27 protein-coding genes are annotated in these 26,339 nt (G+C 70.5%); 10 read left to right on the top strand and 17 right to left on the bottom strand.

Features of this window, described 5'->3' with window-relative positions:
- Positions 1 to 24: 24 nt before the first annotated feature.
- Entirely contained in the window at positions 25 to 2,379 is a 2,355-nt protein-coding gene (locus DEJ32_RS02975) for a bifunctional (p)ppGpp synthetase/guanosine-3',5'-bis(diphosphate) 3'-pyrophosphohydrolase (RefSeq protein ID WP_258368878.1), read from the top strand.
- Between the two features lie 32 nt (positions 2,380 to 2,411).
- Here DEJ32_RS02975 and DEJ32_RS02970 read toward each other — a convergent pair whose 3' ends face one another.
- The 3 genes from DEJ32_RS02970 to deoC form a co-directional block, all read right to left on the bottom strand.
- Complete coding sequence (locus DEJ32_RS02970) at positions 2,412 to 2,966, bottom strand: type IV toxin-antitoxin system AbiEi family antitoxin (protein WP_181420567.1); 555 nt, start codon at positions 2,964 to 2,966, stop codon at positions 2,412 to 2,414.
- A 55-nt stretch (positions 2,967 to 3,021) separates the two neighbouring features.
- Positions 3,022 to 3,975, bottom strand: a complete 954-nt coding sequence (locus DEJ32_RS02965) for an ROK family protein (RefSeq protein WP_110900241.1) — start codon at positions 3,973 to 3,975, stop codon at positions 3,022 to 3,024.
- A 146-nt stretch (positions 3,976 to 4,121) separates the two neighbouring features.
- A complete protein-coding gene (deoC, locus tag DEJ32_RS02960) occupies positions 4,122 to 4,853 on the bottom strand; it encodes a deoxyribose-phosphate aldolase (RefSeq protein ID WP_110900240.1) in 732 nt (243 codons plus the stop codon).
- A 42-nt stretch (positions 4,854 to 4,895) separates the two neighbouring features.
- On the opposite strand from deoC, the gene DEJ32_RS02955 reads away from it, so the two are divergent.
- The 3 genes from DEJ32_RS02955 (at position 4,896) to DEJ32_RS02945 (ending at position 8,579) form a co-directional block, all read left to right on the top strand.
- Entirely contained in the window at positions 4,896 to 6,428 is a 1,533-nt protein-coding gene (locus DEJ32_RS02955; RefSeq protein ID WP_110824945.1) for an SDR family oxidoreductase, read from the top strand.
- A 25-nt stretch (positions 6,429 to 6,453) separates the two neighbouring features.
- Positions 6,454 to 6,909 carry a DUF6804 family protein gene (locus DEJ32_RS02950; protein ID WP_181420566.1) on the top strand — a complete coding sequence of 152 codons (456 nt, stop codon included), beginning with the start codon at positions 6,454 to 6,456 and terminating at the stop codon, positions 6,907 to 6,909.
- 116 nt (positions 6,910 to 7,025) lie between these two features.
- A complete protein-coding gene (locus DEJ32_RS02945) occupies positions 7,026 to 8,579 on the top strand; it encodes a stealth conserved region 3 domain-containing protein (RefSeq protein ID WP_110900285.1) in 1,554 nt (517 codons plus the stop codon).
- Positions 8,580 to 8,747: 168 nt separating this feature from the next.
- Here DEJ32_RS02945 and DEJ32_RS02940 read toward each other — a convergent pair whose 3' ends face one another.
- The 5 genes from DEJ32_RS02940 to DEJ32_RS02920 form a co-directional block, all read right to left on the bottom strand.
- A complete protein-coding gene (locus DEJ32_RS02940; protein ID WP_110824946.1) occupies positions 8,748 to 9,707 on the bottom strand; it encodes a phosphodiesterase in 960 nt (319 codons plus the stop codon).
- Positions 9,708 to 9,914: 207 nt separating this feature from the next.
- The gene (locus DEJ32_RS02935; protein WP_110900239.1) at positions 9,915 to 11,606 is read right to left on the bottom strand and encodes a cytochrome bc complex cytochrome b subunit; all 1,692 of its coding nucleotides are present in this window, start codon (positions 11,604 to 11,606) and stop codon (positions 9,915 to 9,917) included.
- The gene (locus tag DEJ32_RS02930; RefSeq protein ID WP_110824948.1) at positions 11,603 to 12,670 is read right to left on the bottom strand and encodes a ubiquinol-cytochrome c reductase iron-sulfur subunit; all 1,068 of its coding nucleotides are present in this window, start codon (positions 12,668 to 12,670) and stop codon (positions 11,603 to 11,605) included. Before DEJ32_RS02930 ends, DEJ32_RS02935 begins: the two co-directional genes overlap by 4 nt.
- 33 nt (positions 12,671 to 12,703) lie before the next feature.
- A complete protein-coding gene (locus DEJ32_RS02925) occupies positions 12,704 to 13,519 on the bottom strand; it encodes a cytochrome c (protein ID WP_110824949.1) in 816 nt (271 codons plus the stop codon).
- Between the two features lie 20 nt (positions 13,520 to 13,539).
- Positions 13,540 to 14,178, bottom strand: a complete 639-nt coding sequence (locus DEJ32_RS02920) for a heme-copper oxidase subunit III (protein WP_110824950.1) — start codon at positions 14,176 to 14,178, stop codon at positions 13,540 to 13,542.
- Between the two features lie 70 nt (positions 14,179 to 14,248).
- Here DEJ32_RS02920 and trpD point away from each other — a divergent pair, with 70 nt between their 5' ends.
- On the top strand, positions 14,249 to 15,307 hold the full coding sequence (gene trpD / locus DEJ32_RS02915; RefSeq protein WP_110824951.1) for an anthranilate phosphoribosyltransferase: 1,059 nt from the start codon (positions 14,249 to 14,251) through the stop codon (positions 15,305 to 15,307).
- Positions 15,308 to 15,438: 131 nt separating this feature from the next.
- On the opposite strand, the gene glpK is transcribed toward trpD, so the two are convergent.
- A complete protein-coding gene (gene glpK / locus DEJ32_RS02910; RefSeq protein WP_110824952.1) occupies positions 15,439 to 16,950 on the bottom strand; it encodes a glycerol kinase GlpK in 1,512 nt (503 codons plus the stop codon).
- A gap of 120 nt (positions 16,951 to 17,070) precedes the next feature.
- A complete protein-coding gene (locus DEJ32_RS02905; protein WP_110824953.1) occupies positions 17,071 to 17,796 on the bottom strand; it encodes an MIP/aquaporin family protein in 726 nt (241 codons plus the stop codon).
- Between the two features lie 344 nt (positions 17,797 to 18,140).
- Here DEJ32_RS02905 and dhaK point away from each other — a divergent pair, with 344 nt between their 5' ends.
- From dhaK to dhaM, 3 genes are all read left to right on the top strand, one after another.
- On the top strand, positions 18,141 to 19,142 hold the full coding sequence (dhaK, locus tag DEJ32_RS02900; protein ID WP_110900238.1) for a dihydroxyacetone kinase subunit DhaK: 1,002 nt from the start codon (positions 18,141 to 18,143) through the stop codon (positions 19,140 to 19,142).
- A gap of 79 nt (positions 19,143 to 19,221) precedes the next feature.
- Positions 19,222 to 19,848, top strand: coding sequence for a dihydroxyacetone kinase subunit DhaL (gene dhaL / locus DEJ32_RS02895; protein WP_110889822.1), 627 nt, complete (start codon positions 19,222 to 19,224; stop codon positions 19,846 to 19,848).
- Positions 19,845 to 20,588 carry a dihydroxyacetone kinase phosphoryl donor subunit DhaM gene (dhaM, locus tag DEJ32_RS02890; protein WP_110900237.1) on the top strand — a complete coding sequence of 248 codons (744 nt, stop codon included), beginning with the start codon at positions 19,845 to 19,847 and terminating at the stop codon, positions 20,586 to 20,588. Before dhaL ends, dhaM begins: the two co-directional genes overlap by 4 nt.
- Positions 20,589 to 20,665: 77 nt before the next feature.
- Here the strand turns inward: dhaM and DEJ32_RS02885 are convergent, their stop codons facing one another.
- The gene (locus tag DEJ32_RS02885; RefSeq protein WP_110900284.1) at positions 20,666 to 21,502 is read right to left on the bottom strand and encodes a helix-turn-helix transcriptional regulator; all 837 of its coding nucleotides are present in this window, start codon (positions 21,500 to 21,502) and stop codon (positions 20,666 to 20,668) included.
- Positions 21,503 to 21,619: 117 nt separating this feature from the next.
- Between DEJ32_RS02885 and DEJ32_RS02880 the strand changes: the two genes are divergently transcribed.
- On the top strand, positions 21,620 to 22,300 hold the full coding sequence (locus tag DEJ32_RS02880) for an SDR family NAD(P)-dependent oxidoreductase (RefSeq protein ID WP_110889825.1): 681 nt from the start codon (positions 21,620 to 21,622) through the stop codon (positions 22,298 to 22,300).
- Positions 22,301 to 22,402: 102 nt separating this feature from the next.
- Here the strand turns inward: DEJ32_RS02880 and DEJ32_RS02875 are convergent, their stop codons facing one another.
- Positions 22,403 to 23,278 (bottom strand): pentapeptide repeat-containing protein, encoded by an 876-nt coding sequence (locus tag DEJ32_RS02875; RefSeq protein WP_110900236.1) that lies wholly within the window; start codon positions 23,276 to 23,278, stop codon positions 22,403 to 22,405.
- Between the two features lie 46 nt (positions 23,279 to 23,324).
- Positions 23,325 to 23,756: a hypothetical protein gene (locus DEJ32_RS02870; RefSeq protein ID WP_110900283.1), complete on the bottom strand. Its 432-nt coding sequence runs from the start codon at positions 23,754 to 23,756 to the stop codon at positions 23,325 to 23,327.
- Positions 23,757 to 23,905: 149 nt separating this feature from the next.
- Here DEJ32_RS02870 and DEJ32_RS02865 point away from each other — a divergent pair, with 149 nt between their 5' ends.
- Positions 23,906 to 24,319, top strand: coding sequence for an arsenate reductase ArsC (locus DEJ32_RS02865; RefSeq protein ID WP_110900235.1), 414 nt, complete (start codon positions 23,906 to 23,908; stop codon positions 24,317 to 24,319).
- A 33-nt stretch (positions 24,320 to 24,352) separates the two neighbouring features.
- Here the strand turns inward: DEJ32_RS02865 and DEJ32_RS16115 are convergent, their stop codons facing one another.
- The 4 genes from DEJ32_RS16115 to DEJ32_RS02845 all read right to left on the bottom strand — a co-directional run bounded on the left by DEJ32_RS16115 (position 24,353) and on the right by DEJ32_RS02845 (position 26,331).
- Positions 24,353 to 24,514 (bottom strand): hypothetical protein, encoded by a 162-nt coding sequence (locus tag DEJ32_RS16115; protein ID WP_181419537.1) that lies wholly within the window; start codon positions 24,512 to 24,514, stop codon positions 24,353 to 24,355.
- 114 nt (positions 24,515 to 24,628) lie between these two features.
- On the bottom strand, positions 24,629 to 24,907 hold the full coding sequence (locus DEJ32_RS02855) for a DUF4190 domain-containing protein (protein ID WP_110824963.1): 279 nt from the start codon (positions 24,905 to 24,907) through the stop codon (positions 24,629 to 24,631).
- Between the two features lie 149 nt (positions 24,908 to 25,056).
- Positions 25,057 to 25,509 (bottom strand): NUDIX hydrolase, encoded by a 453-nt coding sequence (locus DEJ32_RS02850; protein ID WP_110900234.1) that lies wholly within the window; start codon positions 25,507 to 25,509, stop codon positions 25,057 to 25,059.
- Positions 25,510 to 25,569: 60 nt separating this feature from the next.
- Positions 25,570 to 26,331 (bottom strand): SDR family oxidoreductase, encoded by a 762-nt coding sequence (locus DEJ32_RS02845; protein ID WP_110889830.1) that lies wholly within the window; start codon positions 26,329 to 26,331, stop codon positions 25,570 to 25,572.
- Positions 26,332 to 26,339 lie beyond the last annotated feature (8 nt).

The raw sequence follows: 26,339 nt of genomic DNA, 5'->3' as shown, positions 1-26,339 counted from the left end.
GGATCGAGTCCCGGGAGGCGCAGCATGACCGACACGCGTGAGTCCTCGCAGCCGGATGCCGGTGCTGCTTCCCGGCCGTCCGACCTGTCGCGACCAGGGTCCGCTCCGCGCCCGTCGAGCCCGCCGCTCGGGTCGAACACGACCGGCAACATCGGGTCACTCCGGTCGCTGCTGCCGCGGCTGTTCTCCCGCGCACAGCCGGCCGGTGCCGTCGACACCCTGATCCGCACCGTCCGGTCGCACCACCCGAAGGCCGACACGACGCTGATCGAGCGGGCGTACTCGGTTGCGGAGCGCGCGCACGACGGCCAGAAGCGCAAGTCCGGCGAGCCCTACATCACACACCCGGTCGCGGTCGCGCAGATCCTCGCCGACCTGGGCATCGGCACGATCACGATCGCCGCAGCGCTCCTGCACGACACCGTCGAGGACACGGACTACCAGCTCGACCAGCTGCGCGAGGACTTCGGTGACGAGATCGCGATGCTCGTCGACGGCGTCACGAAGCTCGACAAGGTCAAGTACGGCGACAGCGCGCAGGCAGAGACCGTCCGCAAGATGGTCATCGCCATGTCGAAGGACATCCGTGTCCTGGTCATCAAGCTCGCCGACCGCCTGCACAACGCCCGCACCTGGGGCTTCGTGGAGTCGGCCTCCGCCACGCGGAAGGCCAAGGAGACCCTCGAGATCTACGCGCCGCTCGCGCACCGCCTCGGCATCCAGATGATCAAGCTGGAGCTCGAGGACCTGTCGTTCGCGGTGCTGCACCCGAAGCTCTACGTCGAGATCGACAGTCTGGTCAAGGAACGACAGCCGAAGCGCGAGCAGTTCGTGCAGAACGTCACGGCGACGCTCAAGAAGGACCTCAAGGCCGCGAAGGTCCGCGGCGACGTGATGGGCCGCCCGAAGCAGTACTACTCGATCTACCAGAAGATGATCGTGCGCGGCCGCGAGTTCGACGAGATCTACGACCTGGTCGGGATCCGCGTGCTCGTCCCGACCGTGCGCGACTGCTACGCCATGCTCGGTGCCGTGCACGCGCGGTGGACGCCGCTGCCCGGCCGCTTCAAGGACTACATCGCGACGCCGAAGTTCAACCTGTACCAGTCGCTGCACACCACGGTGCTCGGGCCGCAGGGACGTGCGGTCGAGATCCAGATCCGCACGCACGAGATGCACCAGCGTGCCGAGTTCGGCGTCGCCGCGCACTGGAAGTACAAGCAGCGCGTCACCGGTCGTGATGCCGAGAGCACGTCACAGTCCGACCAGGACATGGCGTGGCTCGCCCACATCACCGACTGGCAGGCGGAGACGAGCGACCCGGCGGAGTTCCTCGACTCCCTGCGCTACGAGATCGGTGCCAAGGAGACCTACGTCTTCACACCGCAGGGCAAGGTGATCGGCCTGCCGGCCGGCGCGACCCCGGTCGACTTCGCCTACGCCGTCCACACCGAGATCGGGCACCGCACGATGGGTGCCAAGGTCAACGGCCGGCTCGTCCCGCTCGAGAGTCAGCTGTCCAGCGGGGACGTCGTGGAGATCTTCACCTCGAAGAACCCGGACTCCGGCCCCAGCCAGGACTGGCTCACCTTCGTCCGGAGCCCCCGGGCCCGGAACAAGATCAAGCAGTGGTTCACCAAGGAGCGCCGGGAAGAGGCGGTCGAACAGGGCCGTGACGCGATCGCCCGGGCGATGCGCAAGCAGAACCTGCCGCTCCAGCGCATCATGAGCCAGGACACCATCTCCGAGGTGGCATCGGCGATGCGGTACGACGACGTCTCGGCGCTGTACGCGGCCGTCGGCGAGGGGCACGTCTCGAGCCAGTCGGTGATCGAGAAGGCGCTCGGCAGCATCCAGAACGAGACCGAGACGGACGAGCCAGAACTCGCGTTCCCGCGGCACGTGACGAGCCGCCAGCTGCGGAACAGCGACAGCGGCGTGCTCGTCCGCGGGGCGCCGGACATCCTCGTGAAGCTCGCGAAGTGCTGCACGCCGGTGCCGGGCGACCAGATCGTCGGGTTCATCACCCGCGGTCAGGGCGTCTCGGTGCACCAGGCGTCGTGCACGAACGTGAAGTCCCTCATGAACGAGCCCGACCGGATGATCGAGGTCGAGTGGGCCCCGTCGTCCAAGTCGGTGTTCCTCGTGCAGATCCAGATCGAGGCGCTCGACCGTTCCGGCCTGCTCAGTGACGTGACCCGCGTGCTGACGGACCACCACGTGAACATCCTGTCCGCCACGGTGTCGACATCGTCCGACCGGCTCGCCCTGTCCCGCTTCGTCTTCGAGATGGGTGACACGACGCACCTGGACCGCGTGCTCAACGCGGTGCGCCGCATCGACGCCGTGTACGACGTCTACCGCGTCAGCGCGGGCTGAGCCGGGTCGGCTCAGCGGAACCCGGGCCCGGGTCAGGGCAGCAGGCTGATCCCGGCGTCGCGGAAGCGGCGTTGCGCCTGGCGACCCATCGGCAGCCGCTCGGACGCCGTGAGCAGTGCCGCGAGGCGAGGCGGATCGACGAGTGCGGTCAGCACCAGACCGCGCAGCGCCTCGGCCTCCGCCGCCCCGAAGCCGCGTCGGTCGCGCAGCAGGTCGAGCGCCGTCGCGTCGGGGCTGAGGACACGCACCCCCGCCCGCAGCACGACGTCCTCCGGGCGGAGTGCGATCTCACGGACACCGGCCCAGGCCCCGCGGCGGCGGGACCGTTCACCGGCCGGCACACAACTGTCGTGGGGGAGCGGCGGACGGGAACACGCGCCCCAGATCCACGCCGCGCTCCGCCCCGCTGCCACGAACTGCGCACCGGCGACGGACCACGCGTAGGACGCCGCCCGGAGCGCCGTGTCCTGCGGTTCGGCGACGGACGCCCAGCACGCGCCCACCGGGACGAGTTCGCCGGCGAGGACCGCGGCACGTGCCTCGGCCGCCGGCCAGTCGTCGGTCGTGACGAGGCGGGAGGAGGGCACACGGAGATGATGCCCGATCACGCCACCCCGACGCCGACGGTGTGGAGAAGGAGGGTCAGCGCAGGACGTCGGCGCGGTGCACGAGGGCGGCCGCTCCGATGAGGGGACCGTCCTGGGACAGGCCGGTGGGGACGATCCGGACCTTCGTCACGAACGGGAACTCGACCCGCTCGGCGACGGCCTGTCGTGCGTACTCGAACAGGTCGGGGGAGACGTGCGAGAACCCGCCGCCGATGGCCACGACCTCGAGGTCGACCAGGCTCGTCGCCGCGGCGATCGCCTGCCCGAGGGCTCGTCCGCTCCGCTGCACCGCGGCCACCGCGACCTCGTCGCCGGCGGCGTAGGCGGCGGAGAGCTCCTCGCCGGTCGTCCCGGTGAAGCCCTGCCGTCGCGCCCATGCGACGGTCTTCGGTCCGCTGGCCACGGCCTCCAGGCAGCCGGTGCCGCCGCACGCGCACGGGTCGTCGTAGCCGCCGCACTCGACGTGGCCGATGTGCCCGGCGTTGCCGGTGGGGCCGCTGACGGTGCGTCCGTGCAGGATGAGGCCGCCGCCGACGCCGGTGGACACGATCATGCCCATCACGTGGTCGGAGCCCTGTGCCGCCCCGACCCAGTGCTCGGCGAGCGTGATCGCCAGCCCGTCCATGCGGAGGGTCACCGGCACGTCGTCCGGCACGTGGACCGCGACGCGGTCGCGGAGCGGGTACCCGCGCCAGACCGGCATGTTGAGCGGTGACACGAGCCCGTTCACCTCGTCGACCGGTCCGGCCGACCCGATGCCGACGCCGACCAGGGTCGCGTCGGTGGGGAGCGCCGCGAGCGCGGCGACCACGACCTCGTCGACCGCGGCCTGCAGCTCGTCCGAGGTCCGTCCGGGCCCGGTCGGGCTGCGGTGTCGCGTGCCCGGCAGGACGACGCCCTGGTCGGTGACGAGCGCGGCTTCGACCTTGGTGCCGCCGAGGTCGACGGCGAGGGCGAGGGCGAGGGACGAGGACGTGGTGCTGGACATGCGCACTCCGGTGTGGCGGTCGGGAGGCCCGGCAGCGGTCCGCGACGCTGACGTCGCGTCCGGCGCAGCCGACCCGGGGAGGGGATCGGATGGGAGGTCAGGGGACGGAGCCCCGGAGCCGCGGCCCCCACGGGGGCCGACGGCCGTCAGTAGGACGAGGTGTCGTCGCCGCGGTCGGAGGAGGAGCCGGTCGCGACGCGGTGTGCGACCTCGTCGAGGATGCGTGCCGAGGCGCTCGTGCCGATCCGGTCGGCGCCGGCGCGGACCATCTCGAGCAGGGTGTCGAGTCCGCGGACGCCGCCCGAGGCCTTGACGCCGGTGTCGGCGCCGACGGTCTCGCGCATGAGGCGGATGTGCTCGGCCGTGGCACCGCCACCGGCGAAGCCCGTCGAGGTCTTCACGAACGACGCTCCGCCGGCGACCGCAGCGCGGCTGGCGGCGACGATCTCGTCCTCGGTGAGGTAGGCCGTCTCGAGGATGACCTTCACCACCGTGTCGCCGGCTGCCTCGACCACCGCGCGGACGTCCCGCTCGACCCGCTCCCAGTCGCCGGACTTCGCGGCGCCGATGTCCTGGACCATGTCGAGTTCGAAGGCGCCGTCCGCCAGGGCCTGCAGCGACTCGGCGACCTTCGTGGCGGTCGTCGTGGTGCCGTGCGGGAAGCCGATCACGGTGCCGACGCCGACCCCGGTGCCCTGGAGGCGCTCGACCGCGTGGCGGACGTCGCTCGGACGGACGCACACGCTGAACACGCGGTACGTGGCGGCCTCGTCGAGCTGTGCGTCGACGGCTGCGCGGTCCAGCTCCGGCTTGAGGATGGCGTGGTCGATGAGCCGACGGACGGCCTCGGCGGTGACGGGGAACGATGCGTTGTCCACCCGGCAAGCCTACTGGCAGGCGCACGGCGTACCGTTCCGGCCATGCGCGTCCTCGTCACCGGGGCCACCGGGTACATCGGTGGCCGACTGGTCCCCAGACTCCTCGACGCCGGACACGACGTCCGGGTCCTCGTCCGCAACCCGCAGAAGCTGCAGGACGTCCCGTGGAACGACCGGGTGGAGGTGTCCGAGGGGGACCTGCAGGACGCCGACGCCGTCCGGTCGGCGGTGGACGGGATCGAGGCCGTGTACTACCTCGCGCACGCCATGGGCGCCGACGGCGACTTCGAGCAGGCCGAGCGCGACGCCGCCCGGACGATGGCGCGCGTGGCCCACGAGTCAGGGGTGCAGCGGTTCGTCTACCTGGGCGGCCTGCACCCGGACGGCGAGCTCAGCAAGCACCTGCGCAGCCGGAAGGAGGTCGGGGACGTCCTCCTCGGCTCCGGCGTGCCGACGGTCGCGCTGCAGGCCGGCGTCGTCATCGGCAGCGGGAGCACCTCGTTCGAGATGATCCGGCACCTCACCGACGTCCTGCCGTGGATGCCGGCGCCGCGGTGGGTCCGGAACCGGATCCAGCCGATCGCCGTCCGCGACGTCCTGTACTACCTGGTCGAGGCCCTGACGATCCCCGCCGACGTCAACCGCACCTTCGACATCGGCGGGCCGGACGTGCTCCGGTACGGCCAGATGCTCAACGGGTACGCGGTCGAGGCGAAGCTGCCGCAGCGTCCGATCTCCGTCCTGCCCGTGCTGACGCCCCGCCTGGCAGCGCACTGGTTCAACGTCGTCACGCCGATCCCGCGCAAGCTCGCGACGCCGATCATCGAGTCGCTGCAGTTCGAGTGCGTGCAACGTGAGCACGACATCGACGACGTCGTCCCGCAGCCCGAGGGCGGCCTCACGTCCTACCGGCGCGCGGTCCGGCTCGCCCTCGCGAAGATGCGGTCCGGCGAGGTCGAGACGAGCTGGCGCAACGCGACCCTGTCCAGCGGCTCTGCCGACCCGCTGCCGAGCGACCCCGACTGGGCCGGCCACACGGTCTACGTCGACGACCGCAAGCGGCACTCGTCCGCACCGCCCGAGGCCGTGTGGAGCGTCGTCGAGTCGATCGGCGGCGAGAACGGCTGGTACTCGTTCCCCCTGGCCTGGGTCGCCCGTGGGTGGCTCGACAAGATCGCCGGTGGCGTCGGGCTGAACCGCGGCCGCCGCGACCCGAAACGCCTGGAGCAGGGCGACGCGCTCGACTGGTGGCGGGTCGAACGGCTCGTCCGCGGCCGGTACCTCCGGCTCCGCGCCGAGTTCAAGTCGCCCGGTCGCGCCTGGCTCGAGATGACCGTCACGCCCGCGGACGACGGCGGCAGCGACTACCACCAGCGCGCGATCTACTTCCCGCAGGGCCTGGCCGGACGGCTGTACTGGTACGGGATCCTGCCCTTCCACGGCGTCATCTTCCCGGGCATGGTCGAGCGGATCACCGCCCGGGCCGAACGGGAGGCGCACCGCACCGATTCGACGCAGCGCAACTCCACGTACCAGGATGACGTCGCGCAGCCCGCGCACGAGGAGACGGCATGACCGACGACGGCACGGTACGAGGACGATGACGGCACGCAGGGGACGACCACCCATCGGTTCGTCGCAGCAGCACGGGTCGGCCCGTCCCCAGCCCGTGGCGCGGGCGGCCGGTGCACGCGACGCTCGGGCCTCGTCCGCCTCCGGGCGCGGGGAGGACGGACTGCCGGCGTTCACCCGGCCGGCTCTGGCGCCCTCGTTGCTCGCCGCCGTCGTGCTGCTCGCCTGCGTCGCCTTCATCGACTCGTCCGCGTTCGTCTTCGCCCGTTGGGGCGTCACCGTGCTCGCGCTCATCGTGCTCGTCTTCGCCGTCCGCGGCCGCGTCTGGTGGGCGGCGGTCCTCACCGCCGCCGTGGCGGTCTGCTGGAACCCCGTCGTCACGCTGCCGCTGCCAGGTGAGCTGTGGGCGGGCCTCCAACTCGTGGCCGCCGCGCTCTTCATCGTCGTCGGCATCGCCGTGAAGGTCCCGCGCCCGGCGGAGTGAGCCTCCCGGTCGCCCCTCCGTCGGCGCGTCCGGCGCGCGCGGGCCGACCGGCGGCGCGGACGGTAGGATCGGCGGTGCCGTGCACGGAGCACGGCAGTGCGACCTGGAAGGCGTGGATGAGCGACGAGACCGAGCCGGTGACCGAGAGTCCTCTGCTGACCCCTCGACCGTCCTCCGGCGGTCTCGACCGACCCGACGTCGTGCTCCGCAAGGGGCGGCTGACGCTCATCAACGGGCACCTGACACCGCAGCAGTCGATGATCGAGGACCTCCTGTTCCTCGACGACGCACTCACGGCCGGCGACGTCGACCACCTGCTCATCCGCGGGAACGACCAGCGCCCGGTGATCGCCGTCGACGAGCGGGACCGCCAGCGCGCCGAGAGCGCCGTCATGGCCGCCGGCGCGGGAGAGCCCTTCTACGCCAAGCCGCCGGGCAAGCCCGCCGTGCTCGTCCTCGACGACGGCTTCGGGTCGGTGGACGAACCGGTGCTCCGCGTGTTCCGTCCCCGGCTCGAGCCCATGGGCCGGCTCCGCTACGGCGCGGAGACGAGCGTGCAGCTCGAGTTCTGGCGGGTCACCGAGACCGAGGTCCTCGCGCCGGTCGAGAACGCCCTGATGCGCCGCAGCCTGCCGATCGAGGAGTTCGTCCTCGTCGACATCGACCGGTACGGCCGGTCCTGGAGCACGGTCGAGCACATGTTCGACGACCACGTGTCGGACATCCGGTTCCCGATCGACATCGTCTTCTCGTGGGTGGACGGCAACGCCATCGAGTACCAGCGTGCCCGCCAGGCCGCACAGGCGGACGCCGTGCTGGGAGAGGGCGACGACGCCCCGGCCCGGTTCCGACAGATCAACGAGCTGAAGTACGCGCTCCGGTCGGTGCACACCTTCGCGCCGTGGATCCGAACCATCTACATCGCGACGGACTCACCGGCGCCCTCGTGGCTCGCCGACCACCCGAAGGTCCGCATCGTCCGCAGCGAGGAGTTCTTCGCCGACCCGTCCGTCCTGCCGACGCACAACTCGCAGGCCGTCGAGTCGCAGCTGCACCACATCCCGGGGCTCAGCGAGCACTTCATCTACTCGAACGACGACATGTTCTTCGGTCGGCTCATCGACCCGTCGGTGTTCTTCAGTCCGGGCTCGGTCACGAAGTTCATCCTCGCCGACACCCGGATCGGCCTCGGCGTGAACAACGCCGCGCGGAGCGGGTTCGAGAACTCGGCCCGTGTGAACCGGAGGCTCCTGCAGCAGCGCTTCGGCGCCGTGACGACGCGACACCTCGAGCACGCGGCCACCCCGCTGCGAAAGAGCATCATGACCGAGATGGAGCACGAGTTCGCCGACGAGTTCGCCGCGACCGCGGGTTCGCGGTTCCGTGCGGCGGACAACATCTCCGTCACGAACTCGCTGTACCACTACTACGCACTCCTCACCGGGCGCGCGATCATCCAGGAGAACGCCTCCGTCAGCTACATCGACACGACGATGCAGGCCGGGCTCCGGACGCTGGACGAACTGCTCAAGAAGCGCAACGTCGACTTCTTCTGCCTGAACGACGGCAGCTTCCCGGAGGTCAGCGACGAGGAACGCACCACCCGGGTGACCGACTTCCTCGAGCGCTACTTCCCGTTCCCGGCACCCTGGGAGCGTCCCGAGGCGTGACGGCCCGAGGCATGACGCCCGAGGCATGACGCCCGAGGCATGACGACCCGAGGCATGACGACCCGAGGCATGACGACCCGAGGCGTGCCGCCCCGAGCCTGATCCCCGCCGAACGGCGGACGGGAGGCCCGGTGCCGCTCGGCACCGCGCCTCCCGTCCTCCCATGGGTCAGCGCCGGATGGGCGAGACCGGGATCGTGTCGAGGGTGAAGACCGGCATCGACGCGGTGACAGGGGCCGGTTCGACCGCCGGGGGGATCACGACGCCGGCTGCGGCGAGACGCGCTTCCGTCTCGACAGAGGAGACCGGCTCACCGACCGTGGCGTACGTCCCGATGGGGACCACGGAGTGGACGACCTGGTTGCCGTACACGTGCATCAGGTTGAACGACTGCGCGCCGTCACGCCCGCGGGTACCACGCTGGAACTCGTTGAGGTCCTGCGTGTAGCACGTGGCGCTGGCCACCGAGACGGGGATCCCGGCGAACACGGCGCTGGTCGAGTAGTGCAGGTGCCCGGCGATGATCGAGATGACGTCGCTCCCCTCGACCACCTCGGCGAGGGCAGCCTGGTCGCGGAGCTCGACGAGGACGGTCAGGTCCTGCACGCTCGGGACGGGCGGGTGGTGCATCGCGAGGATCGTGCCGTGCGGCGCGGGCTCGGACAGGACCTCGGCCAGCCAGTCCAGCTGCTCGGGGGAGACCTCGCCGTGGTGGTGGCCCGGCACGCTCGTGTCGAGCGTGATGACGCGGAGTCCGTTGACGTCGTAGACGAAGTCGACGGGACGGTCGGTCGGCTGGAGCCCGAAGAGCTCCTGGCGGAACGCACCGCGCTCGTCGTGGTTTCCCATCGCCCAGATCACCTGGGCACCGATGCGTTCTGCAGCGGGCTCGATGATCGCGCGGACACGGGTGTACGCGCCGGGTTCGCCCTTGTCGGCGACGTCGCCGGTGACGACGATCGCTTCGGGTCGGGCACCTGACGCCTCGATCTCGGCGATGATCTGACCGAGACGTTCCGCCGAGTCGACCGCCCCGTACAGGGGACCGTCGCCGGCGAGGAGGTGGGTGTCGCTGAGGTGGAGCAGGAAGTGGTTCGGCCTGGGGTGTTCGGCCGTCCGGGCGTCCATCGGGTCTCTTCTTCCGTTGGCAGCGAGTGCGTGGTGCAACACGATGCCACACCGACTTCGACGATTCCAACACCGCGGTGTGAACGCCCCGTGAACTGTGGCGGCGTGTCCGATGTCCGCGGGATGACGCGATCGCTTGAGGCGAAACGCAACGCCCCCGACCACGGAGTGGACGAGGGCGTTGCGTTTCTTGCCGAGGAATGTCACCTACTTCGTGCCGGCTCCGACCTGCGGGGCCTGGTGGGTCCCTTCGAGGTCAGGACCGTGGTGCGCGGCGTGCGCAGCCTCGAGCTCCGACTTCGACACCGGCTCGATGCGGTCCTCGAAGAAGAAGCGGGACACGCGCGCCCGGGCCTTCTGCATGGAGCTGATGCGACCACGAGCGTCGGGACGGATCATCAGCGGCTTGTAGTCGTTGAACTCCAGCAGGCGCCACCGCTCGTACTCGTCGAGCTGCTCGTGTACCTCGATGAACTCACCGTGCGGCAGGCGCACGATGCGGCCCGACTCGTACCCGTGCAGGACGATCTCGCGGTCCTTCTTCTGCAGGGCGAGGCACACCCGCTTCGTGATCCAGAACGCCACGAACGGACCGAGGACCGTCGCCGCCTGGAGCACGTGGATCACGTGGTTGATCGAGACCATGAAGTGCGTCGCGATGAGGTCGGAGGACGCCGCCGTGAACAGCGCACCGTACAGCGTGATGCCGGCGACACCGAGGGCAGTGCGGGTCGGGGCGTTGCGCGGACGGTCGGCGATGTGGTGCTCGCGCTTGTCGCCGGTGACCCACGCCTCGATGAACGGGTAGACGAAGATCGCGACGACCAGGCCACCCAGGACCGCGATCGGGACGAGGATGTTGAACGACACCGTGTACCCGAACCAGACGACCTCCCAGTGCGGCGGCACCAGACGGAGCGCGCCGTCCGCGAAGCCGATGTACCAGTCGGGCTGGGTTCCGGCGGACACGGGGGAGGGGTCGTACGGGCCGTAGTTCCAGATCGGGTTGATCGTGAACAGCGACGCGATGGCGGCGAGGGTGCCGGCGACGATGAAGAAGAACCCGCCACCCTTCGCGGCGAACGCCGGGAGGATCGGAACGCCGACGACGTTCTCGTTTGTCTTGCCCGGACCCGCGTACTGCGTGTGCTTGTTGACGACGACGAGCACGAGGTGCACGCCGAGCACCGCGACCAGGATCGCCGGCAGCAGCAGGATGTGGAGCGTGTACAGGCGGCCGACGATGTCGGTGCCCGGGAACTCACCACCGAACAACAGGTAGGCGATCCAGACGCCGATCACCGGGATGCCCTCGATCATGCCGACGATGATGCGGAGACCGTTGCCGGAGAGCAGGTCGTCGGGGAGCGAGTAGCCGGTGAAGCCCTCGGCCATGGCGAGGATCCAGAGCACGAAGCCGAAGACCCAGTTGAGCTCACGCGGCTTGCGGAACGCGCCGGTGAAGAAGACGCGCGCCATGTGCAGCATGACCGAGGCCACGAACAGCAGTGCGGCCCAGTGGTGGATCTGTCGGACGAACAGCCCGCCGCGGATCTGGAACGAGATGTCCAGCGTCGACTGCAGGGCGACCGACATCTCGACGCCCTTCATCGGGACGTACGGACCGTTGTAGACGACCTCGGTCATCGACGCCTGGTAGAAGAACGTCAGGAAGGTCCCCGAGAGCAGGACGACGACGAAGCTGTAGAGCGCGACCTCGCCGAGCATGAAGCTCCAGTGGTCGGGGAAGATCTTGCGCCCGACCTCCTTCACCAGTCCGGAGAGGCTCGTGCGCTCGTCGATGTAGTTCGCGGTGTAGTTGATCAGCCGCGACCCACGGTCAGGAGTCGGCTTGTTCGACGACTCGGTGTTGGGGGTGGTTGTCGTTGTGCTGCTCATGAGCGGGCACGCTCCCAGAAGGACGGGCCGACCGGCTCGTGGAAGTCGCTCTGTGCGACCAGGTAGCCGTCGTCATCGACCGAGATCGGAAGTTGGGGGAGGGGGCGGGCCGCCGGTCCGAAGATGACCTCGCAGTTGTTCGAGACATCGAAGGTGGACTGGTGGCACGGGCACAGCAGGTGGTGCGTCTGCTGCTCGTAGAGCGCGACCGGGCATCCGACGTGGGTGCAGATCTTGGAGTACGCGACGATGCCGTCGTAGCCCCAGTTCTCCTGGCCCTTGCCGGGGTTGAGGTCCTTCGGGTCCAGGCGCATCAGGAGGACGGCGGCCTTCGCCTTCTCCTCGAGCATGTGCTCGGAGTCGAGCATGCCCTCGGGGATGACGTGGAACACCGATCCGATGGTGACGTCGGACGCCTTGATCGGCAGACCCGTCGGGTCCTTGGTCAGGCGCAGGCCCGACTTCCAGAAGGTGTGACGGAGCAGCTCGTTCGGGTCTTCCTTCGGCGCGAGGTCGCGCACCAGGACGATGCCGGGGAGGGGGAACGCGACGAGGGCACCGATGAGGGAGTTGCGGATCAGCTTGCGACGGCTGAAGCCGGATTCCTTGTCGGCGAGCTGGAATGCCTCGACCGCCTTGGCACGGGTCTCGTCCGAGCCGCGCGTGGTGTGGCGCATCTCGGTGAGCTCGCGGTCGGAGACCAGGGTCTTCGACCAGTACACGGCGCCGATGCCCAGCGCGAGCAGCGCGAGCGTGATCGAGAGCCCGAGGAAGAGGTTCGCCGAGCGGACGGACCCGAAGTCGTCCGCGTCGATCGGGAAGGCGATGTACGCCGCGATCGACAGGACGCTGCCGATGATCGACAGGTAGAAGAACGTGGCGACCTGACGCTCGGCCAGGCGCTGCTTCTTCGGGTCGACGTCGGTGCGCCGAGCGCGGTGCGGCGGCTCACCCGGGTTCTCGAACCGCTCCGCCGGCAGGACAGCGGTCCCGGCCGGCTGCGTCGCGCCGTGCTTCTCGACAGCCGAGGACGAGTTCAGCGCCTCGTCATCGTGCTCTGCCATGGTGTTCCCTTCAGTGTCGTGCGACACGGACGATCAGTTCTGCTTCGCGGTCAGCCAGACGGTCATCGCGACGACCGCGCCGAGCCCGAAGATCCAGATGAACAGACCCTCGGCGACCGGGCCGATGTCACCCAGGCCGAAGCCACCGGGCGACCGGTTGTCCTGCACGTACTTGAGGTACGTGATGATGTCGGCCTTCTGGTCCGGCGTGAGGTTCAGGTCGTTGAAGACCGGCATGTTCTGCGGGCCGGTCAGCATGGCCTCGTAGATGTGCTTGCCCGAGACGTCGCGCAGGTTCGGCGCGTACTTGCCCTCGGTCAGGGCACCACCGGCGCCGGCGACGTTGTGGCACATGGCGCAGTTGATGCGGAACAGCTCCGCGCCTTCTGCGGCGTCGCCCTCGGAGCCGTTCGTGAGCTCCTTGCCGGGGACCGACGGGCCGGGGCCGAGCGAGGCGACGTAGGCGGCCATCGCGTCGACCTGCTGGTCGGTGAACTGCTCCGGCTTCTCTTCACCCTGCGGGCCCTGCGCGGCGAGGGGCATGCGGCCCGTGCCGACCTGGAAGTCCACCGACGCGGCGCCGACACCGATGAGGGACGGGCCCTCGCTCGTGCCCTGCGCCGACAGCCCGTGGCAGGTGGCGCAGTTCGACGCGAAGAGCTTCTCGCCCTCGTTCACCTGGGACTGGCTCGACTCGGCGACGGTGCTCGACGTGCTGTCCTCGGCGTTGGCCGAGGTGCTGAAGAGCGCGTACGCGCCGCCCGTCGTCATGAGCGCGACGGCGAGGAGGGACACGGTCGCCAGGGGGGAGCGACGGCCCTTCTTGTTCTGCTTCGTTGTGTTGAACATGCTGTGGGGCTGCCTGATTCTCACTTGAGGAGGTAGATGACGGCGAAGAGACCGATCCACACGACGTCGACGAAGTGCCAGTAGTAGGACACGACGATCGCGGTGGTGGCTTCCTTGTGCCCGAAGTTCTTCGCGGCGAACCCACGGCCGAGCGTGAGGAGGAAGGCGATGAGGCCACCGGTCACGTGCAGGCCGTGGAAGCCGGTGGTCATGTAGAACGCGGAGCCGTAGGCGCTCGAGGAGAGCGTCATGCCCTCGTGCCAGAGGTTGGCGTACTCGAAGATCTGCCCACAGACGAAGATCGCGCCCATGCAGTAGGTGACGAAGAACCACTCCGTCATGCCCCAGTCCTTGGGGTTCCAGCTGGTGCGGTGCACCTGGAACCGCTCGGCGGCGAAGACGGCGAACTGGCAGGCGAAGCTCGACAGCACCAGGATGATGGTGTTCACCGACGCGAACGGCACCTCGAGCTTGGCGGTCTCGGTCGCCCAGAGCTCGGGAGAGGTGCTGCGCAGCGTGAAGTAGATCGCGAACAGGCCGGCGAAGAACATGACCTCGCTGCCCAGCCACACGATCGTCCCCACGGCAACGGGGTTCGGCCTGTTCAGGACCGGACCGCTGACGGATCTGGAGAGAGGGGTGCTTGTCACGTCCTCCATTATGGCGGAATCCACCGACAGTGTTTTCGCAGGCAACTGGCGGGTCTTCGAGAATCAGTACGATCGAGCCATGTCTGACGCTCTCTCCTGGCCTGCGGTGATCAGCGCGCTCATGGCGCGCGAGGACCTCTCGATCAGGCAGTCCACATGGGCCATGGAGCAGATCGTCCAGGGTCGGGCCACCGACGCCCAGATCGCCGCGTTCGCCGTGGCGCTCCGCGCGAAGGGCGAGACGGTCGACGAGGTCGTCGGGTTCCGCGACGCGATCCTCGACGCCGCGGTCCCGCTCGACGTCGACCCGATGGCCCTCGACATCGTCGGGACCGGCGGCGACGTCGTCGGCACGGTGAACGTCTCGACCATGGCCGCCGTCGTCATCGCGGCCGCGGGCGTCCCCGTGGTCAAGCACGGGAACCGCGCGAGCTCGTCGAAGTCCGGCTCGAGCGACGTGCTCGCCGCACTGGGCCTCGACCTGACCATGGACGCCGCGCGTGTCGCCGAGACCTTCCAGCGTGTCGGTCTGACCTTCGCCTTCGCGAGCGCGTTCCACCCCGGATTCGCCAACGCAGCCGCGGTCCGGCGGGAGATCGGGGTCCCGACGGTGTTCAACTTCCTCGGGCCCCTGGTCAACCCGGCGCGCTGCGAAGCGAACGCGGTGGGCGTGGCACAACTCGACCTCGTGCCGATCATCACGGGCGTGTTCCAGACGCGTGGGGCGACGGCGCTCGTGTTCCGCGGTGACGACGGGCTCGACGAGCTCACCACGACCGGGCACAGCCACATCTGGCAGGTCTCCGGCGGTCGCGTCACCGAACACGACCTCGACCCGCGCGACCTCGGCATCGCCCGTGCGCGCACCGAGGACCTGCTCGGCGGCGAGCCGGCGGAGAACGCGGCCATCGTCCGCCGGGTGTTCGCGGGGGAGTCCGGGCCCGTCCGGGACATCGTCCTGCTGAACGCGGCGGCGGGTCTCGTCGCCTTCCGGCTGGCGCAGGACCCGGACGAGGTCGACCGTCCGATCCTGCAGCGGTTCCGCGAGCAGCTCGTGGTCGCAGCGGACTCGATCGACTCCGGCGCCGCGACGCGCAAACTGGACGAGTGGGTGGGCGTGGCGCCCGCCGCCGTCTGACCCGTACCGCCCGGGGTCACCCCGGACGGACGCCCGCGCCTGGTCCCGACGCAGCACGGACGCGACGACGGGAGGCCCGCACCGGTCCGTGGAACCGGTACGGGCCTCCCGTCCGTGTCAGGCGATCCGCGTCAGCGGACGTCCTCGTCGACCCAGTCGAAGGTCTTCGTGACGGCCTTCTTCCAGAGGCGGAGGGTGCGCTCGCGCTCGGCGGCGTCGAGCTGCGGCTCCCAGCGCTTGTCCTCCTGCCAGTTGGCACGGAGCTCGTCGAGGTTCGCCCAGAACCCGACCGCGAGACCGGCGGCGTAGGCGGCACCGAGGGCCGTCGTCTCGGCGACCACGGGCCGGACGACCGGCACGTCCAGGATGTCGGCCTGGAACTGCATGAGGGCGTCGTTCGCGGTCATGCCACCGTCGACCTTGAGCTCGGTGAGCGCGACACCCGAGTCGGCGTTGACGGCGTCGAGGACCTCGCGGGTCTGCAGCGCCGTCGCCTCGAGGGCGGCACGCGCGATGTGGCCCTTGTTGACGAAGCGGGTCAGGCCGACGAGGGCGCCGCGGGCGTCCGGGCGCCAGTACGGCGCGAACAGCCCGGAGAAGGCCGGGACGAAGTACACGCCACCGTTGTCCTCGACGGTCGTGGCGAGCGTCTCGACCTCCGGCGCGCTGCCGATGATGCCCAGGTTGTCACGGAGCCACTGGATGAGCGAGCCCGTGACGGCGATCGACCCCTCGAGGGCGTAGTGCGTCTCCTGGTCGCCGAGCTTGTAGCCGACGGTGGTGAGCAGCCCGTTTTCGGAGCGGACGATGTCGGTGCCGGTGTTGAAGATGAGGAAGTTACCGGTGCCGTAGGTGTTCTTCGACTCGCCCTGATCGAACGCGGCCTGCCCGAAGGTGGCGGCCTGCTGGTCGCCGAGGATGCCGGCGATCGGGACCTCGCGGAGCAGGCTCGAGGACTCGACGTGGCCGTACACCTCGGAGGAGCTGACGATCTCCGGCAGCATCGACTTCGGCACACCGAAGTCGCCGAGGATGTCGTCGCGCCACTGCAGCGTCTCGAGGTCCATGAACAGCGTGCGGGACGCGTTCGTGACGTCGGTCTTGTGGACGCCGCCGTCGGTGCCACCGGTCAGGTTCCAGAGGACCCAGGTGTCGGTCGTGCCGAAGAGCAGGTCGCCGGCCTCGGCCTTCTCGCGTGCACCCTCGACGTTCTCGAGGATCCAGGCGATCTTCGTGCCCGAGAAGTAGGTCGCGAGCGGGAGTCCGACGATCGCCTTGTAGCGGTCGGTGTCGCCGTCGGCGAGCTTGTCGACGATGGCCTGCGTGCGGGTGTCCTGCCAGACGATGGCGTTGTAGACGGCCTTGCCGGTGGTCTTGTCCCAGACGACCGCGGTCTCGCGCTGGTTCGTGATGCCGACCGCCGCGACGTCGTGGCGGGTGATGTCGGCGCGCGACAGGGCCTGACCGATGACCTCACGGGTGTTGTCCCAGATCTCGGCCGGGTCGTGCTCGACCCAGCCCGCACGCGGGAAGATCTGCTCGTGTTCCTTCTGCCCGACGGAGACGATCGAACCGGAGTGGTCGAAGACGATCGCTCGCGTGCTGGTGGTTCCCTGGTCGATGGCGACGATGTAGTCGGCCATTGGTGCTCCTTACGACGGTGTTCGGTGCTGCGGCCGGGCCGGGTCGACCCGGCCGCGAGGGTGGTGCAGGTGGTGGGGAGCGCGTCGGACGCGCTGGTGGTGCGGGGGTTCCCTGCGGTGCTAGGACACCATCGGGAGGAGCGCGCCGGAGACGACGGCGGCGAGGGCGCCACCGACGAGCGGGCCGACGACCGGCACCCAGGCGTAGGACCAGTCGCTCGTGCCCTTGCCCTTGATCGGCAGGATGGCGTGCGCGATGCGCGGGCCGAGGTCACGGGCCGGGTTGATCGCGTAGCCGGTCGGGCCACCGAGCGAGACACCGATCGCGATCACGAGGAAGGCGACGGGGATCGCGCCGAGCTCGGCCGGGGTCTGGCCGTTCGTGAACGCGATGACGACGAAGACGAGGACGAACGTGCCGATGATCTCCGTGACGACGTTCCAGCCGTAGCTGCGGATCGCCGGACCGGTGGAGAAGACGCCGAGCTTGGCGGCGGCGTCGGGCTCGGCGTCGAAGTGCTGCTTGTAGGCGAGCCAGACGATCACGGCACCGATGACCGCACCGATGAGCTGGGCGAGCCAGTAGAGGAACATCTCGCCGACCGTTATGTTGCCGAGGATCGCCTGCGCGAGGCTGACCGCGGGGTTCAGCTGGCCGCCCGACTTGTAGGAGACCGTGACACCGGCGAAGACCGCGAAGCCCCAACCGATCGTGACCATCAGGAAGCCGGCCCCGAAGCCCTTGGACTTGGTGAGCGAGACCGCGGCGACGACACCGCCACCCAGGATGATGAGCATCGCCGTCCCGACGAGCTCAGACATGAAATTGACGCCGATGCCGTCCATCGGTACCTCCGATTAGCTGTGTTCGGGGGCCCGGCCTGAGCACCGGCACTCCCCGTCGAGTGATTGAGCCCGAGCATAGTGCTGGGCGTTTGCCCGATGTGGGGGACAGCGAGGCTGCTGCCGCGAAAGTGAGAGGACGTGCACGCACCCTGGTCACCCGGGTCCGCGCGGAGCAGCGACGGGGCCCCGCACCGTGAACGGATGTGCACCGGAACGGCACGGGCGCGCGGCCGTGCCCCTGGTGCGCGCACCTCCCGGCGGTACAGTGAGCCGACTCCGGACGACGTCGGCGGTGGACGGCTGCGGACCGGTCTCTCACCCGTGTCACACCGTGGAGGCGCAGCATGAAGAAGCTCATCAACGACCCGCAGGCCGTGGTCATCGAGACCGTCCGCGGGTTCGCCCTCGCCCACTCCGAGCACGTCGTGCTCGTGGAGGACCCGGTCCACGTGGTCCGACGCGACGCCCCCGTCCGCGGCAAGGTGGGCATCGTGAGCGGCGGCGGCAGCGGGCACGAACCGCTGCACGCCGGGTTCGTCGGACCCGGCATGCTCGACGCCGCCGTCCCGGGCCCGGTCTTCACGAGCCCGACCCCGGACCCCATCGTCGCCGCCACCAAGGCGGTGGACGGGGGAGCGGGCGTGCTGCACATCGTGAAGAACTACACCGGGGACGTCCTCAACTTCGAGACCGCGGCCGAACTCGCCGCCATGGAGGACATCCGCGTCGAGAGCGTCGTGGTCGACGACGACGTCGCCGTCCAGGACTCGCTGTTCACGGCGGGCCGACGCGGCGTCGCCGGCACCGTGGTCGTCGAGAAGTGCGCGGGCGCGGCGGCCGAGCGCGGTGACGACCTGGACGCCGTCACCGCCGTGGCCCGGCACGTCAACGAGGTCACGCGCTCGATGGGCCTCGCGCTCACCTCCGGCACCGTCCCGCACGCCGGTGAGCCGTCGTTCACCCTGGCCGACGACGAGGTCGAGCTCGGCATCGGCATCCACGGCGAGCCCGGACGCGAACGGATCGCGATGGCACCCGCGGACGAGCTCGTCGACCGGGTCCTCGAGCCGATCCTCACCGACCTCGCCGCTCCGGCCGGCTCGCGGCTGCTCTTGTTCGTCAACGGGATGGGCGGCACCCCGCAGTCCGAGCTCTACATCGCCTACCGGCGCGCCGCCGAGGTGCTCACGGATCGCGGCCACGAGGTCGCGCGTAGCTTGGTCGGCAACTACGTCACCTCCCTCGAGATGCAGGGGTTCTCGATCACCGTCACGGTGCTCGACGACGACCTGATCGCCCTCTGGGACGCACCGGTCGAGACCCCGGCACTGCGCTGGGGTCGCTGACACCGGGACCGCACGACACCACCAGCACGACGACACCGCTCACGACGCCGACCTGCTCGGCCGCACGAAGGGACACACCTTGTCGCTCGACACCGCATGGGCCATCGACTGGGTCCGCCGCACCGCCGCCACGATCGACCAGCACCGAGCGGAGCTCGTCACGCTGGACCGCGAGATCGGTGACGGTGACCACGGCGAGAACCTCGACCGTGGGTTCCGCGCGGTCGTCGAGTCGCTCGACACCGCAGCCCCGGAGACACCGGGGGCGGTGTTCAAGCTCGTCGCGACGAAGCTCATCTCGACCGTCGGCGGTGCCGCCGGTCCGCTGTTCGGCACCGCGTACCTCAAGGCGGCCCAGGCAGCCGGGGACGCGGCCGAACTCGACGCGGACACCCTGGTGGCCGTGCTCACGGCGGCCCGCGACGGCGTGGTCTCCCGTGGCAAGGCCGAGGTCGGCGACAAGACGATGGTGGACGCCTGGACGCCGGCCGTCGACGCCGCCGCAGCATCGGCAGCCGCGGGGGAGACGCCCGAGCAGGTCCTGGCCGCCGCCGCCGACGCCGCGGCCACCGGCGCCGAGTCGACCGACGCCCTCGTCGCGCGGAAGGGCCGCGCGAGCTACCTCGGCGAGCGTGCCGTCGGGCACCGCGACCCCGGCGCCCAGTCGAGCGCCTACGTCCTGCGCGCCGCGGTGGACGCGGCATGAGCGTCGGGATCCTGGTCGTCTCGCACAGTGCCGCCGTCGCGCAGGGCACGGTCGACATCGCCCGGCAGATGGCCGGTGACGTCCGGCTCGTCGCGGCGGGCGGCACCGACGACGGCGGGATCGGCACCTCGTTCGAGGCGATCTCGGCCGGGATCGAGGAACTCGCCGCCGCCGACGCCGTCGTGGTCCTGTGCGACCTCGGCTCCGCCTACCTGACGACCGACACGGCCCTCGACTTCCTCGACGAGGGCCTCCGGGCACGCGTGCACGTCTCCGACGCGCCGCTGGTGGAGGGGACCGTGGCCGCGGCCGTCGCAGCGCAGACCGGTGGCGACGTCACGGCCGTGCTCGATGCGGCGTCCACCGCCGGTGGTACCGGGACGGCTGGTCCTGCCGACCGCACCGACGCGGCGGGCGGCGGGGGAGCCTCCCGGCCGGGAGGCGCGGGACAGGCCGCCGAGAGCGGCGACGCGGACGGGGCGGTCGCCACCGCCACCGCCACCGCCGAGCTCGTCAACGAGTCCGGCCTGCACGCGCGCCCCGCCGCCGAGTTCGTGAAGGCGGCCGCTCGGCACGAAGCCGTGGTCCGGGTGAACGGCGTCGACGCGAAGAGCCTCCTCGCGATCATGGCGCTCGCGCTGCCGAAGGGGGCCTCGGTCACGGTCGAGGCGTCCGGGGCGGACGCGCAGGACGCGGTCGACGAACTCGTCGCGCTCGTCCGCTCGGGCTTCGGCGAGTAGCCCCGACCGGCCGGTGCGGCGGCAGGACCGGCCGGTGCGGCGGCAAGACCGGGCGGTGCGGCGGCAGGGCGGGCCGGTCAGTCGCTCGTGACGACGGACTGCAGTCCGGTGACGCGCAGCAGGTCGAGCCGCGACGCGTCCTCGCTGCCGGGCAGGACCGTGTAGACGACGATCCGCAGGTCGCTGCCCGGCACCGAGAGCGTGTCGCAGTCGACCTCGATCGGGCCGACCGGCGTCCGCAGGGTCTTCCGGCTCGTCCGGTGCTCGGCGATCCGGGCCTCGCCCCAGCGGCGCTCGAACTCCGGGCTGGTCGCGCGGAGGTCCCGGACGAGTTCGGCGAGGCGCCGGTCGTCCGGGTACCGCCCGAGCGCACCGCGCAGGTCGGCTGCCAGGTCGGATGCGAAGGCCTCGCCGTGCTCGTCGTCGAAGTCGACGCCCTCGTGGCCGTCGGTGAAGAACTGCCAGACGAGGTTCGCCGACCGCCCCTGCCACCGGTCGCCGTCACCGGATGCCGCGGCCCAGAGGTCGTTCCGGTACAGCAGGTCGTGGCTCGCGGTGAAGACGGCGAGCGGCACGTCGGCCAGCCGGTCGACGATCCGCTGCACACCGGGAGTGATGTGCCGTGGAACGACGCCGCGTGACGGGGGAGCTGCCCCGGCGACGCGGAACAGGTGGTCGCGCTCCTGCTCGGTCAGCCGGAGCGCGGTGGCCAGCGCGGAGAGGAGTTGCGGCGACGGGTTCAGTGCCCGCCCCTGCTCGAGCCGTACGACGTAGTCGACGCTGACACCGGCGAGTGCCGCGAGCTCCTCGCGCCGGAGGCCCGCCGCCCGCCGCCCCGGACCGGCGGGCAGACCGACCTCGGCCGGGCTCACCCGGTCGCGCCAGGACCGCAGGACGTCGGAGAACTCGCTCATGCGTCCATCCTCGCGCGGATCGGCGATCCGACCGTGGTACTCGTAGTCCTCCTGTCGGCCAGGCAGCACGTCGAGGGGTGCCTGGGGGAGCGGATCGGCAGCGCGCAGGATGGACCCATGACCACCACACTCATCACCGGGGCGAACCGCAGCCTCGGCCTCGAGACCGCCCGCCGCCTCATCGAAGCCGGCCACACCGTGATCGCCGGCGTCCGCGACCCCGACGACGCCGACGCCGTCCGTTCCCTCGGTGCCTCCGTCGTCCAGCTCGACGTCACCGACCAGGCGAGCGTCGACGCGGCGTTCGCGTCCGTCCCTGCCCTCGACGTCCTCGTCAACAACGCCGGGATCAGCGGCACCTCGTACGGGGTCGACGACCTGACCGCCGAGGCGATGACGGCCGTCCTCGAGGCGAACGTCACCGGCATCGTCCGCGTCACCCAGGCCGCCCTGCCGCTGCTCCGCGCGTCCGAGCACCCCGTCGTCGTCAACGTCGCCTCCGGCGTCGGCTGGCCGCGGTTCCTCAGCACGCCCGGCCACGACGAGTTCCCGGTGCCGATGATCCCGTACGCGGCCTCGAAGGCGGCCGTCATCGCCCTGACCGTGCAGTACGCGAAGAACCTGCCGACCTTCCGGGTCAACGTCAGCGACCCGGGCTACACGGCGACCGACTTCAACGGTCACTCCGGCCACCAGACGGTCACCGAGGGCACCGACGCGACCGTCGCGCTGGCGCTCGTCGGCCCGGACGGCCCGACGGGGGAGTTCCACAACCGGCACGGGCGCATCGACTACTGACGTCGACGCTGGGCTGGACGGACGGGAGGCGCGTGGCGGGCTCGACCGCGCGCCTCCCGTCCGTTGTCGGTCCAGCGGGACGTGTCGGACCGGACGGCGGCCTCAGCCGCCCCAGTGGGTCGGCCGCTGGAAGCCGTCGTCGAGCCGGGTGTCAGCGTCACCTCGTGCCGCGTTCACCTGCATCTGCGTGAGGAAGACCGCCCCGCGGAGGTCCGCACCGGACAGGTCGGCGTCGCGGAGGTCGGCACCGATGCACTCGCACGAGCGGAGCTCCGCGCCGGAGAGGTCGGCCCCGATGAGCAGCGCGCCGCGGAGGCTCGCGCCCCGCAGGTCCGCCCGCCGCAGGTCGGCGCCCACCAGGTCGGCGCCGGGGCCGACCCGGAGGCGGCCGACGCGACGCTCGTCAGCCCGGGTGTCGCGGCTGTCCCCGCCGCGGACCAGGGCCCGCGCGTTCCGGCTCGCCGCGAGCAACAGCGGTCGTGCGGCGTCGTACTCCGCGTCGACGTCGATGCCGAGGATCGTGTCCGGGTCGGCGTCACTGAGCGCACGGACGCGCTCGAAGTCCCGTGTCAGCCGTTCGGCGTCCGTGTCGGCAGGGGTGATCGTGATGGCCTCGTCGAGGTACCGGAGCAGTTCGTGCAGCCGCCGCACGACCGGGAACGTCGCGAACATCGCCTGGCGGGTGGCGTCGTCGTCCCGCCAGGACCGACCCGCGAAGGTGTGCCGCGAGACCTTCTGCCCGGCGCCGGAGCAGTCGAAGACCGTGCAACCGCGGAACCCCTCGGCCCGGAGGCGCGGATGGATCGTGCAGGCGTCGGCGCCGTCGAGGTTCGTGCACGGGTCGCCGGCGGGTTTGTCGACGGGGAAGTCGACGGACCGGGTGAAGGCCAGCGCGACGCAGCAGAGGCCGAAGCAGTTCGCGCAGTCGGCACCGAGGTCCTCGCGGCGGCCGAGGGTCACCCGGGTGCGTGTCGTCATCAGGGTCGAGGCTCCACAGCGACGTGAGCGGCGCCGTCCGCGGTGGTCAGCGCCGCGTCCGGAGCGCGTTCGTCGCCCAGAGCGCGACGGCGATCAGCACGGGCTGGAAGAGGAGTCGGACGAACCGCTTCGTGTCGGTGTCCAGCCCGAAGCCGTCCCGGTGGTGCAGCCACTGCGCGACGTTGCCGGGGAAGATGGCGGTGAAGAAGACCGCGGCCACCCAGCCGACGGTCGCCTGCCGGCGGACGAGCAGCATGAGCGCGGCGCCGAGGGAGATCTCCGCGACGCCGGACGCCAGGACGGTGACGTCCGGGTCGAGCGGCACGAACTCCGGGACCTGCGCCCGGAACTCCTGGCGGGCGACGGTGAGGTGACTGATGCCCGCCCACGTCATGGCCGCACCGAGCAGGATGCGGACCATCGTGCGAGGCACGGTGGAGTGGACGGGATGGCGGCGGTCGATCTCTCGGACAGTCATGTTGTGCACAACATAACACGGAGCCCCGAACGGCAGGGGAGCCGAGGGCGGCGAATCCGTCGCGCCGCGCGCCTCGGTCGGTCTGAGCTGACATAATATGCATTATCGGCGCGCAGTCACCAGCAACGCGAGTGCGGCACAATCACCGCATGAGCACTGGAACGCCCGACCAGAAGCCCGCCGTCCTGTTCGTCTGCGTGCACAACGCCGGGCGGTCGCAGATGGCCGCGGGGTTCCTGCATGCGATCGCCGGTGACCGCATCGACGTCTTCTCCGCCGGGTCCGAGCCGGCGGACCAGGTGAACCAGGTCGCCGTCGCCGCCATGCACGAGGTCGGCATCGAGATCGTCGGTCAGACGCCGGCGATCCTGACGACCGACGCGGTCCGGAACGCCGACGTCGTCATCACCATGGGCTGCGGAGACGCGTGTCCGGTGTTCCCCGGCAAACGCTACGAGGACTGGGAGCTCAGCGACCCGGCCGGCCTGCCGATCGAGGACGTCCGACCGATCCGCGACGACGTCCGCGGACGCGTCGAACGCCTGGTGGCGACGCTCGTCTGAGCGCCGCTCCCAGGCGTCCGCGGGTGTGCTGCCCTAGTTCGACGAGTCGTCGGACGAGGTCGGCACGTCCGAGCTGTCGATCTCGAGGGCTGCGTTCTCCTCGCCCTGCTCCTCGACGGTGTGGTCCGTGTCGGGCTGCTGGGGCTCGTCGGCCTGCGTGGTCTCTTCTGCCGGGTCCGGCTGGCTGTACGTCATGTCGGTGACGCTACGCCGCGGTCGCTCGATGGTCGCAGGGACCGCTCGTTCCCGGACAGACGGGAGGCCCGTGGCGAGTTCCGCCACGGGCCTCCCGTCGTTCGATCGCAGTGGTCAGAAGCCCAGCGCGGTGTTCATGTTCGCGGCCGCGTTGAAGAACGCGATCGACGAGAAGATGCCGATGACGAGCGACAGGACGGAGATGATGACACCGGCGATCGCCAGGCCACGGCCGCGCTCCCCCGTGCGCTTGATCTGCGACAGGGCGATGAGGCTGACGACGAGGCCCGCGATGTTGATGACGAAGGCGAGCACGAAGCCGACGATCGCGAGCGTGCTGAACTTCTGGCTGCTCTGCGCCGTGCTCTGGTACGGGTTGGTGGTGTTGGTCATGATGACTCCGGTGCGAGGATGACGTCAGGTCGCTGACGATTGGTCGACTCTGAACGTACTGACACGGTGGACCGGTGTCCGGAAAGCGGCGCAGGCACCCGCGAACTGGGGACAGACCGATCGTACGAGCGGCGGCACCGAGCGTTGCGTCAGCGCAGGTACCGGCGCACCAGCTCCGGGAGCTCCGCCGGCTCGAACGGCTCGTCCGTCGCCTCGAGTTCGTCCGCCGTCCACCACCGGGCCGCCAGGATGTCGACACGTTCGTCGTCCGTCCACTCGGCGTCGGACAACGTGAAGCCCGCCGTCCGGACGACGTAGAACTCCGCGTGCCCGCGGTCGTGGTCGGCCTGGTCCCACGTGACCGCGAAGTCCCAGGACCACACCGGCTCCCCCGGGTCGGTGATGACGATGCCGGTCTCCTCGCGGAGCTCCCGGACCGCCGCGTCCCGGTGCGACTCCCCCGGGTCGACGCCGCCGCCCGGGGTGATCCACCGGTGCGCGCCGTCGGAGGACGGCGCCTTCGTGTCCATGAGGAACACGCGTCCGTCGGGGTCGAGCAGGAGGATCCGGGAGGTCCGGCGCAGGCCGTGTGCAGCAGTCACGGCACCGACGCTAGCCGCCGGGTGCGACGCACGCGCCGCGCGACGGCGAGGGCCGACGGCTCAGTCCGTGAAGGAGCTGACGTCCCCGACGAGCTTCGTGTGGTCTGCGGGGATCGGCTCCACCGCGGCGAGGGCGATCTCGGCGGCGAACTCGGACACGCTGTAGAGCTTTCCGACGGCCTCGCGGCGACCCTCGATGGCGCCGGGGTTGATGCGGTTGAGCAGGGTCGCCGTGATGGTGCCCTCGATCATGTCGCCGGAGACGGTGACGAACTCGATGCCCGCGGCCTCGAGCTGCGGCAGGAGTTCGCGCAGGGCGAGTTCGCCGGCGCGCTTGCTCTTCGCGACCGGGACGTACTCGGGCAGCGTCTCGGCGGTCTCGACGAAGTGGGCCTGGTGGCTCGTGACGAAGACGACGCGGGACCCGGCGGGCATGTGCGGCACGGCGGTCTGCAGCATGTCGACCTGCGCGTCGCGGTTGAGTCGCAGCGCGTAGTCGTCGCCCATGCCGGACTCCATGCCGCCGGAGGCGTTGAGCACGAGCAGGTCGATGCCGCCCCACTCCTGCACGACCGCGTCGACCATCGCCTGCACGGAGTCGTGGTCGGTGAGGTCGGCCCCGAGGGCGAGCGCCGCTCCCCCGGCCGCGACGATCTTCTCCGCGATCTGCTCGGCACGACGTGCCTTGTTGCGGTAGTTCACGACGACCTTGGCGCCGGCCTCTGCCAGGTACCCGACCGTGTCCGCTCCGATGCCGCGGGAGGACCCGGTGACGAGGGCGCGCGTGCCGTCGAGGGATCCGGGGGCGAGGGGGCTGCTCACAGTGGTGT

The sequence above is a fragment of the Curtobacterium sp. MCPF17_046 genome, from assembly GCF_003224295.1.
Lineage (GTDB): Bacteria > Actinomycetota > Actinomycetes > Actinomycetales > Microbacteriaceae > Curtobacterium.
Note: the sequence above shows the minus strand (reverse complement) of the source record. Positions and strands in the feature narration are given on the sequence as shown.